This is a genomic window from Gallibacterium genomosp. 3, from assembly GCF_001678475.1.
Lineage (GTDB): Bacteria > Pseudomonadota > Gammaproteobacteria > Enterobacterales > Pasteurellaceae > Gallibacterium > Gallibacterium faecale.
The window spans coordinates 1-13,938 of the sequence record NZ_JTJR01000025.1 but is presented as its reverse complement, the minus strand read 5'-3'; the positions used below and the strand labels follow the sequence as shown (position 1 = coordinate 13,938).

The 13,938-nt window shown below is 35.3% G+C and carries 10 protein-coding genes and 1 pseudogene; 8 read left to right on the top strand and 3 right to left on the bottom strand.

Annotated features, from left to right (window positions below):
• The 3 genes from secB to QV06_RS06155 all read right to left on the bottom strand — a co-directional run bounded on the left by secB (position 1) and on the right by QV06_RS06155 (position 1,837).
• Positions 1 to 525 carry a protein-export chaperone SecB gene (gene secB / locus QV06_RS06165; RefSeq protein ID WP_065233858.1) on the bottom strand — a complete coding sequence of 175 codons (525 nt, stop codon included), beginning with the start codon at positions 523 to 525 and terminating at the stop codon, positions 1 to 3.
• A 24-nt stretch (positions 526 to 549) separates the two neighbouring features.
• Entirely contained in the window at positions 550 to 993 is a 444-nt protein-coding gene (locus QV06_RS06160; RefSeq protein WP_065237374.1) for a rhodanese-like domain-containing protein, read from the bottom strand.
• A 160-nt stretch (positions 994 to 1,153) separates the two neighbouring features.
• A complete protein-coding gene (locus QV06_RS06155) occupies positions 1,154 to 1,837 on the bottom strand; it encodes a 2,3-diphosphoglycerate-dependent phosphoglycerate mutase (RefSeq protein ID WP_065237373.1) in 684 nt (227 codons plus the stop codon).
• Positions 1,838 to 2,006: 169 nt separating this feature from the next.
• Between QV06_RS06155 and envC the strand changes: the two genes are divergently transcribed.
• The 8 genes and pseudogenes from envC to QV06_RS12180 form a co-directional block, all read left to right on the top strand.
• Complete coding sequence (gene envC / locus QV06_RS06150) at positions 2,007 to 3,233, top strand: murein hydrolase activator EnvC (RefSeq protein WP_065237372.1); 1,227 nt, start codon at positions 2,007 to 2,009, stop codon at positions 3,231 to 3,233.
• A gap of 15 nt (positions 3,234 to 3,248) precedes the next feature.
• Positions 3,249 to 4,067 carry a divergent polysaccharide deacetylase family protein gene (locus QV06_RS06145; RefSeq protein WP_065237371.1) on the top strand — a complete coding sequence of 273 codons (819 nt, stop codon included), beginning with the start codon at positions 3,249 to 3,251 and terminating at the stop codon, positions 4,065 to 4,067.
• A 96-nt stretch (positions 4,068 to 4,163) separates the two neighbouring features.
• Positions 4,164 to 5,903, top strand: a complete 1,740-nt coding sequence (gene tamA, locus QV06_RS06140; RefSeq protein WP_065237370.1) for an autotransporter assembly complex protein TamA — start codon at positions 4,164 to 4,166, stop codon at positions 5,901 to 5,903.
• Positions 5,900 to 9,877 (top strand): autotransporter assembly complex protein TamB, encoded by a 3,978-nt coding sequence (gene tamB / locus QV06_RS11705; RefSeq protein WP_065237369.1) that lies wholly within the window; start codon positions 5,900 to 5,902, stop codon positions 9,875 to 9,877. The genes tamA and tamB overlap by 4 nt, the downstream gene beginning before the upstream one ends.
• Before the next feature lie 18 nt (positions 9,878 to 9,895).
• Positions 9,896 to 11,380 carry an exopolyphosphatase gene (ppx, locus tag QV06_RS11700; protein WP_065237368.1) on the top strand — a complete coding sequence of 495 codons (1,485 nt, stop codon included), beginning with the start codon at positions 9,896 to 9,898 and terminating at the stop codon, positions 11,378 to 11,380.
• Positions 11,381 to 11,616: 236 nt separating this feature from the next.
• The gene (locus QV06_RS11695; RefSeq protein WP_156541988.1) at positions 11,617 to 11,754 is read left to right on the top strand and encodes a hypothetical protein; all 138 of its coding nucleotides are present in this window, start codon (positions 11,617 to 11,619) and stop codon (positions 11,752 to 11,754) included.
• Between the two features lie 54 nt (positions 11,755 to 11,808).
• Complete coding sequence (locus QV06_RS12185; protein ID WP_082985060.1) at positions 11,809 to 13,062, top strand: autotransporter outer membrane beta-barrel domain-containing protein; 1,254 nt, start codon at positions 11,809 to 11,811, stop codon at positions 13,060 to 13,062.
• Positions 13,063 to 13,505: 443 nt separating this feature from the next.
• A pseudogene (locus QV06_RS12180) lies at positions 13,506 to 13,938 on the top strand (IS256 family transposase, variant Zn-binding type); the annotation flags it as partial.

Genomic DNA, 13,938 nt, shown 5'->3' with positions numbered 1-13,938 from the left:
TTAATTTACTGTTGCAGGTGCTTCTTGTTCAGCTTGTTCTGCTTGTTGTTGGCGTTGTAAATATTCAATAAATAATGCATCAAAGTTTACTGGCGCAAGATTTAATGCTGGGAAAGTTCCACGATTTACTAAATTCGCCACTAATTCACGGACATATGGGAATAACATATTTGGACATTGAGAAGTTAATGCGTGTGCTAACTGCATTTCTTCTAAACCACTAATCGCAAAGATACCCGCTTGTTTTACTTCACAAATAAATGCAACAGTATCGCTACCTTCTAATTTAGTTTCTACTGATACATGAAGAACAACTTCATATAATCCTTCTGCTAATGCAGTTGTTTCAGTATCAAGATCAAAATTTAAAACCGGTTTCCACTCTTGTTGAAAAAGATGAGGTAAATTTGGAGCTTCAAAAGAAATATCTTTTACATAGATACGTTGAATCTGCAACACAGGTTGCGCTTGTTGTTCTTCGCTTGCTGGTTGTTGCTCATCTGCTGGTTTGTTTTCTTCTGCCATGGTTAATTTCCTTCTTTGATTATGTTAGCTTTTCTTAACAAGAGGTAAATTTGCGGCTTTCCAACCTTGAATACCCTCTTTTAATGAATAAACTTGTTTAAACCCTTGTTTATAAAGTTGTTCTGCAGAACCACGTGAAGTCATTCCTGAGGCACAAACAACAATCACCGGACTATCTTTATATTGTTCTAATTTACCAAGATTTTTCTCTTTAATATCTCTTGGTAAGATATTTTGACTTCCTGCGATATGACCACGTAAAAACTCTTCGGAACTACGCAAATCAACGATTACCGCATTTTCTTTATTAACTAATCGTGATAATTGTGCTTGCTCGATCTCTTTCGAACCAGAAACAGCACTTTTCACAAACACATAAATTGTTCCAACAAAAACAACAATCCACGCAACTACCATCACTGTATGTTGTGAGGCAAATGCGATCGCTTTCGGCATAAATTCTTCCATTTATTTAATCTCTTCTTAAATACTAGTCAAAAGTCGGATAAGTATAACCTTTCTCAATAGAGCTAAACAATCGAAACCTTTATTTTTCTTAACAAAATACAGATAAAAGAAAGCACCTTTCTGCTCATACAGAAAAGTGCTTCTTCTATTCAGTTAGTGATTAAAGATAGTATTTTTTAACAACTTTTAGATCATCACTTAATTCATATACTAATGGTTGACCTGTTGGGATTTCAAGATCCATGATTCCTTCATCAGAGATACCTTCAATGTGTTTTGCTAACGCACGAAGTGAGTTACCGTGAGCAGCAACTAACACTCTTTTACCTGATAAAAGTGCTGGTGCAATTTGATCTTCCCAGAAAGGTAATACACGATCTAAAGTTACTTTTAAGTTTTCGCAGTCTGGTACAACATCAGCTGGTAAATGTTTATAACGACGATCATTGTGTGCTGAATTTGGATCATCTTTTGCTAATGCTGGTGGTAATACATCATAAGAACGACGCCAGATATGAACTTGTTCATCGCCATGTTGTTCTGCAGCTTCTTTTTTATTTAAACCTTGTAAACCACCATAATGACGTTCATTTAAACGCCAAGTTTTAATTTGTGGTACCCATAATTGGTTTGATTCTTCTAACACAAGGTTACAAGTTTTAATCGCACGGGTTAATACTGAAGTGAATGCGATATCAAATTCAAAACCAGCTTCTTTTAATTTACGACCTGCTGCTTTTGCTTCTTCAACACCTTTTTCACTTAAGTTAACATCACGCCAGCCAGTGAAAAGATTCAATGCATTCCACTCACTTAACCCATGACGAATAAACACTAATTGCATAATTACTCTCCTAAAAATTAGATCAAAAAAACTGCGCCTTTTATAACAAAATTTGCTGCTTTTTAAAATAGAACAGCTCCGCTTTTATTGGAATTGCTGATCTTTAGCAAAAAAAACTCTAAAATAATACAGAATTGTTCTGTTTTTCCTACGAGATCGTTTATTCGTTATGGCTAAATTTGTTTTTTTATGGCGTAAATCTTTTGCTTTACTACGAAATAGTGCTTTATTCGTAGCTGCAGTGACTGCTTATGCGGCTAACGATCTGCAAGATATTCAACAACAAATAAAACAACAAGAACACAAAATAGCTCAGCAACAACAAGAGAAAAGCCAATTACAAACTCAGTTAAAACAACAAGAACAAAAAATTGAGCATATTAGTAACCAATTACAACAAAGCCAAGATGAGTTAAAAAACTTAAACAAAGATATTCAATCAACACAAAAACAAATTCGGCAATTACAACAACAAGAAAAAACACAAAAGAAACAACTAGAACAGTTGTTAGATTCTGCTTATCGTCAAAATTTACAACAACATGATTTAGAAAAAATGTTTTCTGAAGATGCCAGAAATAGTGATCGCCTAAATACTTACTACAAGTATTTCAATCAACAAAAAATGGCTTTGATTCAAGAACTCAAACAAACTCAACAACAACTTAAACAGCAACAACAATTAGTTAAAGAACAACAGCAACAACAGCAGCAACAAATTGCCCAACAACGACAACAGCAACGAGCATTACAAAAAGTAAAAAATGAACATCAATCAACGTTGGCCCAACTTAATCAAAGTATTGCAGTTAACCAAGATAAGCTCGCTCGGTTGAAAGAAAATGAAAACAGACTACGCCAAGAAATTATTGCCGCAGAACGTGCTGCTAAACAAAAAGAACAACAAGAATTGGCTAATTTAAAGCAGAAACAAAGACAGGCTGAAGAGAAACATCAAGACTACCAACCTACTGCTAAAGAACAACAGCTAATTGGACGAGGAAATGGTTTAGGGTCTGCGAAACGTCAATATGCTATGCCTGTTACTGGTCGTGTAAGTAATCGCTTCGGTTCAATTCAAATGGGTGAAATCCGTTGGAAAGGTATTGTTATCCAAGCCAATCGAGGTGCTAATGTACGTGCGATTGCCCCTGGTAAAGTGATCTTAGCAAACCGTTTACAAGGTTACGGCTTAGTGATTGTAATCGACCATGGTAAAGGTGATATGAGTATCTATGGTTATAATAGTGCATTAAATGTCAGAAACGGTGATGTGGTTCAAGCAGGAGAAACTATTGCACGAGTTGGGCAAAGTGATGATGGTCGCCATACAGCACTCTATTTTGAAATTCGCCGTCAAGGTGAACCTGTCAATCCAGCTCGCTGGTTAAGATAATATTGTAGGATAACGATGAAGAATTGGATACGCTATATCATTTTATGTTTGCCTCTATTCACAATGGCTCATGCTGCTAAATTAGCAATAGTGATTGATGATATTGGCTATCGTGTTCATGAAGATAGCGAAATCTTCTCACTTCCTTTACCGGTCAATGTTGCTATTATCCCAAGCGCACCTCACGCCAAAGCCAGAGCAGAACAAGCTCAACGACAAGGACGTGATACACTGATCCATATGCCAATGCAGCCAAAAGGAAATTTAAAACTAGAACCGAATGGTTTAATTCTTGGTCTATCTTCTACCGAAGTTGCCCATCGTATTGAATTAGCACAACGCATCGTACCGAATGCAATCGGGATGAATAACCATATGGGAAGTGCCGCCACCTCAAATATGCCATTAATGACAGCATTAATGCAGCAACTTGCCCAGCGAGGTCTCTCTTTTTTAGATAGTAAAACTATTGGAAGCAGTGTAGCTGACAAAGTTGGCAAAGCGTATGGCGTTAATGTGTTAGAACGAAACATCTTTCTTGATGATGATAATGCTTATACCAGCGTGTTAACTCAATTTCAAAAAGCGATTCAATATGCAAGAAAACATGGCACTGCAATTGCAATTGGGCACCCTCGTAAAAATACAGTTGCTATCTTAAAACAACAACTTTATAACTTGCCTGCCGATATTCAATTAGTCAAAATTAGCCAACTTTGGGGACAATCACCGGAACTTATCCAGCCATTTATTTTATGGTTTAGTGATATTCCAGCACCAACCTCACAACCGCCATTCCATTTCCAACAAAACTTGCGGGGTATTCCACAGTAAATTTTTTACAGATTCTTGAAAAGTCAGTTATATATTGTTAACGTTGGCAAGTATTAACGTATGTATATGATTTAGACATTACAAAGGATTCAAAAAATGCAGTGGAACAAATCCTTTTTTTCTGCCCTAATTGGGCTATGCATTTTTACCAATGCAATGGCTGATAAAGCACTTGAGTTACAAGTGAAAGGTATCGACAATAAAAAAGCGTATAATAATGTTACCGTCCACCTTTCCACACTAAAAGATATTCCTGTAGAAGACTCTGATCGTTATCACTATTTAGCCAGTAAAGCAATTGATGAAGCATTGCGTGCGGTGGGTTATTTTAACAGCAAAATTGATTATCAATTTGTGCCACAACTAAATCAAGCTAAAGATTTATTAGTCGCTAATGTGAAATTAGATAAGCCAGTAAAAATTGCTGAAACACAAGTACAAATTCTTGGTGAAGCTGAACAGGACGAAAACTTTCTTGCCTTAAAAAAGCAGTTGCCTAAAGCGGGAACTGTTTTAGACCAAAGTGTCTATGATGACTATAAAGCAAAAATAGAAAAAACCGCCTTAGCAAAAGGCTACTTTGATTCAGAATTTTTAACACACCGCTTAGCCATAATTCCTTCAGTTTATGAAGCTTATTGGCAACTCACCTTTGATAGTGGTAAACGTTACCATTATGGTGATATTAGTTTTAAAGGTTCACAAATCAAAGATGCCTACTTGCATAATATTTTAAAAATTCATCAAGGCGATCCTTATTTCATTAATGATCTTTCTGAACTCAGCACCGATCTATCTGCCAGCAACTGGTTTAAATCTGTGTTAGTACAACCTAATGTGAATAAGAAAACCAAACAAGTTGATCTGGAAGTATTAGTCCAACCACGTTTAAAAAACAGTTATGAGATCGGGATTGGTTATGGTACTGATGTAGGTCCACGCCTACAATTTGGCTGGAATAAACCCTGGATCAATAGTCGTGGCCATAGTTTTTCATCAAATTTCTATATTTCTGCCCCAAAAAAGACAATAGAAGCCACTTACAAAATACCATTACTGAAAAATCCGTTGAACTATTATTATGAAATCTCAACTGGGTATGAGGAAGAGAACGATAACGATACGAAGACCTCTGGCTTAAACTTAGCGGTATTACGTTATTGGAATCGTGCCACAGGCTGGCAAAACTCTTTTGGGGTAAGAGCGCACTATGATAACTTCACTCAAGCCGGCGTTTCTAACCATACGTTGCTTATCTACCCAACGGCTGGATTTAACCGTACTCGCTTACGAGGCGGATTATTCCCTTACTGGGGAGATTCACAAAAAATTACCTTAAACTGGGGAAATAAATTATTTGGTTCTGAAGTCGATTTCTATTCTGCTATCGCCTCCACTTCATGGATCCGTACCTATGCAGAAAATCATCGGTTTCTCGTAAGAGCAGAAATAGGGTATTTATCCACCAAAGATTTTGACAAAATTCCACCTGCATTACGCTTCTTTGCTGGAGGTGATCGCAGCGTTAGAGGATACGGTTATCACAAAATTTCTCCACGTGATGATGATAATAAATTAGTCGGTGGTAATCGCTTATTCACATCAAGTGTTGAATATCAATACCAAGTGTATCCGAAATGGTGGAGCGCTATTTTTTATGACACCGGTTTTGCTGCTAATAAGTTTACCTTTTCTGAATTACGCAAAGGAGCTGGTGTTGGGGTTCGTTGGAACTCACCAATTGGTGCAGTCAAATTTGATATCGCCACACCAATTAATGACAAAGATAATAGTAAAAATATTGAGTTTTATATTGGTATAGGATCAGAACTGTGAAACAACAAGAAAAAGAACAAGAACAACAATCATCGACTACCGATACATCATCAGCATCTTTGCCAACAACTAAAAAAAGTAAAGGTCGTCGTATTATTAAATGGCTTATTCTTAGTTTAATCAGCTTACTTCTGCTGATTATTATTCTGCTCGTTACCTTATTAAAAAGCCAAACTGCACAACAAAAATTAATCACGTTTTTAGATGAAAAACTTAATGATCTCTCAATCGAACGTGTCAGTGGAAATTTAGAACAAGGTTTGCAATTAGATCATTTAACTTATCGTACAGCAGGTGTTGATGTCAGTATCGCTCAAGCGCGTTTACAACTTGATCCTAATTGCTTACTTCATATGGGCGTATGCATTAATCAACTTAAACTAAGTCAACCTCAGATTGCCATTGATACATCACAACTACCAAAACAACCAGAACCTGAACAAAGTAGTAGTTCTGGTTTTGCACTACCTGTGGATATTGATCTTAAACAGCTTGAAATTGATAAATTTTCGCTAAAACTTGATAACCAACTACTGCGCTTAGAACATTTTTCATCCGGCTTACAGGCTTCAATGGCAAATGGCATCCATCTGTTACCCACTGAAATTAATGGATTACAATGGATAGAAACTCTAGCAGATGAAGTAGAATTACCAATTCAAGTCGAACAAAAATCTGATACAGAACAAACAACAACTACCCAACCAACCGATTGGGAAGCATTAAAGCAACAGTTGGCACAACCGCTATTAGATGCCCAACATCCTTTCCAACTACCAGTTACCTTGTATATTGAAAACTTGACTGCAAAAGATTGGTTATATCAGAAACAAACGACAAAAGGGAAAACAGTTTCAGAAATTAAGATCCCGACTATTGCTATTCAAGCCACTGCTGATCAACAGCAAATCAAACTTTCTACCTTACAAATAAACAGTACTCTGTTCGATCTGAATGGTACTGCAAACTTATCACAACAAGATAAATACCCATTACAACTCTCGTTGACTGGTAAATTACACCAACAAAAACAGCTTGATCAGCAAAAGAAAGAACAGGTGATCTTGCCAGAAACTGACTTCAATCTGACCGCCAATGGCGAATTATATGGCAAACTCAGCACTGCACTCACCGTTAAAGGGTTAGCTGACGCAACATTAAATGCTCAAGTTGCCTTATCTGAAGAGAAACTGCCTCTTTCTCTAGATTTATTGATACAACAAGCTAAATATCCTCTCTACTTACCAAAAGAGAGTAATCCTGCTACGGATCAGATTCGTTTAGTAAAAACACATTTAGCCGTCACCGGTGATCTATTGAATTATCAAGCGAATTTACAAGGAAATGTTGAGGGTATGCACTCTCCTACAGTAGATGTAGATTTAAAAGGATATGGTTCTATTGATCAATTTACCATTGAACAAGCCGCGCTTTCAGGCTTAAATGGTAATCTTGATTTACAAGGTAACGTGACATGGCGAAATGGTGTTACTTGGGATAGTCAACTCCAATTACAACATCTAAACGTATATCGCTACTTCCATAGCGTAGATTGGTTGGCAACAGTTTCAGGTAAACTTGCTTCATCGGGTAAAGTGGATGCGCAAGGCTGGCAAGTCAATGTGCCAACCATTGACTTAACCGGAAATGCCGATAACAAGCCACTTTCTATTAAAGGAGATCTTGCTTTAAGTAATACGCTGCCTTTATTGAGCAAACAATTCGATTTCCATTATGGCAATAACCACTTAGCATTTAATGGGAAATTAGCGAAAGATTCTCAATTTAATTTAACGGTTAATGCGCCAAATCTTACTGGTTTATATAAAGGTTTAGATGTTTCTGCAATAGGAACTGCACATATCACAGGCGATATTCAACAACCAGAATTAGATCTGGATCTAACGATCCCACATCTACATATTGCAGATCTTCTATTACAAAAAGCCACGATTAAAGGAAAAGTACAAAGTGATCAGCAAAACTTACGCGGTTACCTGGATCTTAACTTAGCTCAATTCAAATATGGCGAAAGTGTTCAACTTTCTCAAATTGATTTAAAAGCTAGTGGGGACGAACATCAACATACCTTACAGCTCCGTTCTAATGGCAAACCGGCATCTATTGATCTTGATTTACAAGGTAGCTTCGATCGTGATAAACAAACTTGGCAAGGAGAATTAAGCAATACACAGCTTGATACCTTAATCGGTAAATTTAATGCTGATAAAACAATTAAGATCAATTACTTAAATCAAGAAAAATTAGCAAAAATTTCTGCGCATTGTTGGCAAAATAACAGCTTGCCACTCTGTTTCCCGCAAGCATTTACCGCAGGTATTGAAGGTCATATTCCATTTAAATTACAGCAAGCTAATCTGACTTTCTTAAAACAATTTTTAACTGATAACACCCAATTAAATTCTCAATTTGATTTAGAGGGTGAAGTAAATTGGTATCAAGATAAACCTTTTGATTTAACGTTACATTTAGATAGTTCTCGTTTAGCATTATTACAAAAAATGGATTATCGCCGTTTCAATCTTGAACTGAACAAATTAACCTTAGACGGTAAAATTAAAGACAATAAACTTACCGCAAAAACTGAAATTAAAATTCGTGATAATGGAGGCATTAATACGAATTTAACTGTGGATCATTTAAATGCAACACCAGAATTGGGCGGTACAATCCAATTAAATCAACTCAAACTTGCTTTAATTAAACAATTTTTAAATGCTGGGGATCGTGTAGATGGTAATATTAATGCCAACTTACGACTAGCAGGTAATTTAAATAACCCTCAAATTCATGGGAAACTCGCCCTTACCCAATTAACTACTTCTATGCCAGCCTTACCATTTACGATTACCGATGGTTTTGCCAATTTAAATTTCAATGGTAACCACTCTACTATGGATGGCGAAATTGTGACTAAAGAAGGAACATTACGCTTACGCGGTGATAGTGACTGGCGAGTATTAAATAATTGGAAAGCCAATCTTTCAGCAACTTCTGACCAATTCTCACTGACCATTCCAGAAATGGCAAAATTGACTATCGTGCCAGATATTCATCTACAAGCTCAACCAAACCATCTCAATGTCGAGGGACAGGTCGATGTGCCTTTTGCAAATATTGAAATCGAACAATTACCAGAAAGTGCTATTGGTGTGAGTGCTGATGAAGTAATTTTGGAACAACAGCCAAAGTTATCGGCTAAACAAAGTTTGAAAAAACTAAGTGAAAAAGAAAACGCCTTTTTATCCACCAACATTATGATTAACCTTGGACAACGCGTCCAAGTTAGTGCCTATGGTCTAAAAAGTCGCCTAGAAGGTACGTTAAATGTACGTCAGCAAGATAATCAACTCGGTTTATTTGGACAAATCCATTTAATAAATGGTCGTTATGCTTCATTTGGGCAAGATTTATTAATTCGTAAAGGAGAAATTATCTTCTCCGGATTACCATCACAACCGACCTTAAATATCGAAGCAATTCGCAATCCAAATGCGATGGAAACCAATACCGTAACAGCAGGGATTCGTGTTTCAGGTTTAGCTGAATCGCCAACGATTCAAGTATTCTCCGAACCATCAATGTCACAAGACAATGCCCTCTCTTATTTATTAACAGGCCGTGCGTTATCCTCTGAAAATGCTGGATCAAGTGCATCCCTAGGTGCAGCTTTAATTAGTATGAGCTTATCTAAGACAGGTAAAATGGTCGGACAAATTGGTGAAACCTTTGGTATCCAAAATCTTAACTTAGAAACACAAGGTCTTGGTGATCAATCGCAAGTTGTCGTTAGTGGTTATTTAACACCACGTCTGCAAGTTAAATATGGTGTAGGATTGTTCGAACCATTAGCAGAATTAACACTTCGCTATCGATTATTACCGAAATTATATTTACAATCAGTATCAGGAACATCACAAGCTGTTGATCTTCTATATCAATTTGAACACTAAGCACGCAGGTAAATTATTATGAAAGAAATCGCCGTTGTAGATCTCGGATCAAACAGTTTCCATATGATTGTTGCTCGTATTGTTAATGGCTCAATCCAGATTCTTTCTAGATTAAAACAAAAAGTCCAATTAGCAGAAGGTTTAGATCGCAATCAAGTACTTAGTCAACAAGCTATCGATCGTGGTATTGCTTGTCTTGCTCTTTTCTCTGAACGTTTACAAGGCTTTCCTGCTGAAAATGTACAAGTCATCGGTACTTATACCTTACGTCGAGCAGTTAATAGTGATGAATTTTTACGTCAAGCCGCTCGTGTCTTCCCTTACAAAATTAATATTATTTCTGGTCAACAAGAAGCAAAATTAATTTATGCAGGCGTTTCCCACACACAACCAGAAAAAGGACGCAAACTGGTCATTGATATTGGTGGTGGTTCTACAGAAATGATTATTGGCGATGACTTTACGCCACTTATTGCAGAAAGTCGTCATATGGGATGTGTTAGTTTTGCTAAACGTTTTTTTAATGATGGAAAACTAAGCGTTGAACGTTTCCAACAGGCTAAGCAGTGTGCATTAGAAAAAATTGAGGATTTAGCGTGGGAATATCGTCAATTAGGTTGGGAAGCGACTTTAGGTTCTTCTGGTACAATTAAAACTGTGAGTGAAGTTTTATTAGCTCTCCACTTTAAAGACGGTTTAATTACCCTCCCACGTTTAAATGAATTAGTTGAGCGAACTTTAAAAGCAGAACATTTTAATCAGATTCATTTACCTGGCTTACACCATAATCGTATTGATGTTTTTGTACCAGGTTTAGCAATTCTCGTTGCACTATTTGAAACATTCCAAATTAAATCTATGCGTTACTCTGATGGTGCTGTCCGTGAAGGGGTAATGTATAACTTTGAAGATAAATTCCGCGTAAGCAATATCCGTGAGCGTACTGTTAATAGTTTAAATCAACAGTTTAATTTGGATCGTGAGCAAGCAGCGCGAGTTTCACAAGTCGCACAAATGCTAGCGAAACAATTTCACTCTTGGCAAGAAGAACGATTTGCTTATGAATTAAGTCAAATCCTATTTTATGCTGCATTAACCCATGAAGTGGGCATTGTGATTAACCACCGTAATGTTCAAAAACATTCCGCTTATATTTTACAAAATACAGAACTACCGGGATTTGATAGTGAACAGCAACGTTTACTCGCTATCCTCGCACGTTTCCATACTGGGACATTTAGAATTGCCGATATTCCGGATTGCTATCGCTATACGAATGATGATGTACTAACACTTATTTTATTATTACGTTTTGCCGTCATTTTCAATAAAACAAGACAAGCAACCGAATTAACAGAGATCCAGCTCTCCTATTCTGCTACGCAAAAATGGCAATTAGTTTTTCCTGATGAGTATTTAACTCGTAATCCATTACTAAAAACGGAATTACAGCAAGAACAAAAATTCCTTCTTTCTTTACAGATATCACTATATTTTTATTAAGAATTATTTAAAGATACAGTAAATAAATCTAGTAATAAAATTTAAAAATTATTTTATAAATAAAAAATTGCATAATTATGTTGATTAATAGTAGAATGTTACTGCTTACCTTTTAACCTATACATAGGTTATATAATGAAGCAAGCATATCTAAAAATATCCCCATTAATAGCTTTTCTTAGGGGGGGGGGAAAAAAGCCCCCATTGGTTATATAATATTTAAACTAAGGATATTAATGATGAAAACTTTACCTTTCAAACTGCTAGCAATTTCTACTCTTCTCTTTTCTGCTTCAACTACACAAGCATTAACACCTAACCAAATTGATACACAACTAACTGATGCATTAAGTGTACTCGGTACTGAAGTATAGAATTATAATAGCAAAAAAGAAGCATTTGATAACTCTAATAATAAAAAAGCCTTTATAGAATGGAATTCCCTCATTAAAGTACCTCAAATTCAGGCTATATTTACGGCAAATAAATTAGATCCAAATAACCCAGCTCAATCTGCAAATGTTTTAAGACAAGTCTTAACTCCTTTCAAACCTATTATTAATCAGAGTCAGCAGCTCTTTCCTAACTTAAAAGATTTAACCCAAGAGCAAGCTAATCAAATTTTTACTGACATAAAAGAATTACAAGATAGTGAGTCACGTATTTCATCTTTATATACAGCAGTAGTTCTTCCGTTACTAACTAGCCAGCCGATAGCGACTCAAACTTCCTCTTTATTAGGTAGCCAATATGCTGAATTACAATTCAATCTACAACAGCTAGACTTATCACTGCAACGTAAGGGCGGCGTATTCACAGATTTATCAAGCCAATATCTCAATAATAATACGACAAAAATTACCCAACCTTATTTAACATTAGGTTACCATATAAAACCAACAGAAAATGTAAATGTTGGGTTATTTACTAATTTATCTTATAACAATAAAACTCAACCTAAAAATAATACATCACCAACAAAAGATAAAGTTATTGGGTTAGGGCTATATACCAATTATCAACATAATAATTTAATCTTATCTGCTTTAGGAAATATTAATCGACATCATATTACAGTAAAAAATATTGATACAATTAATAACACCCCTGAAACACCATATCAATATAATGTTATTACTCAATCAGCTTCTTATCATACAAAAAGTATTGACCTAACATTAAAAGCAGCTTATCAATATCAGTTTAACCAACAACTAACTTTTACCCCATCAATCAGTTATCAATATGGTAAAACTGATGGTACTGACGTTAAAGTCAATTCTTATCTAGATTACCGCCTACCAGATATTGAAGTACATCTAGCAGGGCTTAATCTACTAACAGAATATAAATTTAATGATTGGAATATTGGTTTAGATTTAGGCGTATCCTATGTCAATACACATGGTGTTCCGCTTTATTATTCAGAAGTACTTAAGACTGTTACAGTACGCAGCGCATCTACAGACGGTAGTCTTGCTCCTAACCAAAAAACTTTTATTATTCCAGAAGATGTAAGCAGCCAAAATACATTTAAAGAATATAAACTATCAAGCAAGTTATCTATTGAAAAAACATTAAGTAAACAATCTCATATTGGTGCTTTATTAGGCTATAACCACTATACTAAAACTAAGTTTCATGGTTTAAATTGGGGAATTAATTACCGATTTGAATTTTAATATAATTGACTTAGTATAGTAGATAAAAGAGTTGTTATTTAACAACTCTTTTTATTTAAAACCGCCTTAAATATCATCTCATTTCTCCTGAATAAACTATTATAACTCTAAAAAATTAGTTTTAATTCACTAAACTACTCAAATTGCTAAATTATTTTGCAATCCTTAATAACAAAGAACTAACGTTAAGTTACCTTTCTGAAGATAAATAAGAAATTGTTTTTTCTGCAATTCTTCCTAGCTACATCAATAAAGAAAAATTACAAATCAAAGGCAAGAAAAACCAAAAATAATAGCAAAAGTATTAAAAATAGTTATAAAAAGAATTTGGTGTAATAGACAAATTTGTTGCTAAAAGCAGGCTTAAAGCCTTATAGTACAAGGCTTTAAGTCCTCTTTTTGAAATATGAACAAAAAACTATCCATTTTGCCAAAGTACAAAAATAAAGAAACAGGGTACATCAAATAATATTCAGCGATATTTTTGTCATCAGTGCCATAAGATATTTACCTTCAAGACTAAATTAGTCCCAAATAAAATTTGGTCAGATTACATATCTGGAAAGCAAACCTATCAACAACTTGCCGTTAAATATCATTGTTCAGTGAGAACTATTCAAAGATATATTGATAAAGCTCCTAAAACCGCTTTAAAACAGCCTTTAAATCGATACCTGAATATCGTTATGGATACGACTTTTTTCGGTCGTTATTTTGGCGTATTAGTGTTAATTGATTCGAATTCAACTAATGTAGTTTCCCCTCATTTTGTTCGAACCGAAAAAGTGATTTATTACCAGCTTGCACTGAATAGATTAAGAGCAAAAAGCTATATTATTCAATTAATTACCTGCGATGGTAAAAGAGGATTGATGA

Bases quoted from the DNA above. Each gene is read 5' to 3' on its own strand.
- QV06_RS06160 (WP_065237374.1), bottom strand. From the start codon at position 993: ATGGAAGAATTTATGCCGAAAGCGATCGCATTTGCCTCACAACATACA.
- QV06_RS06155 (WP_065237373.1), bottom strand. From the start codon at position 1,837: ATGCAATTAGTGTTTATTCGTCATGGGTTAAGTGAGTGGAATGCATTG.
- tamA (WP_065237370.1), top strand. From the start codon at position 4,164: ATGCAGTGGAACAAATCCTTTTTTTCTGCCCTAATTGGGCTATGCATT.
- ppx (WP_065237368.1), top strand. From the start codon at position 9,896: ATGAAAGAAATCGCCGTTGTAGATCTCGGATCAAACAGTTTCCATATG.
- envC (WP_065237372.1), top strand. From the start codon at position 2,007: ATGGCTAAATTTGTTTTTTTATGGCGTAAATCTTTTGCTTTACTACGA.
- QV06_RS06145 (WP_065237371.1), top strand. From the start codon at position 3,249: ATGAAGAATTGGATACGCTATATCATTTTATGTTTGCCTCTATTCACA.
- QV06_RS11695 (WP_156541988.1), top strand. From the start codon at position 11,617: ATGATGAAAACTTTACCTTTCAAACTGCTAGCAATTTCTACTCTTCTC.
- secB (WP_065233858.1), bottom strand. From the start codon at position 525: ATGGCAGAAGAAAACAAACCAGCAGATGAGCAACAACCAGCAAGCGAA.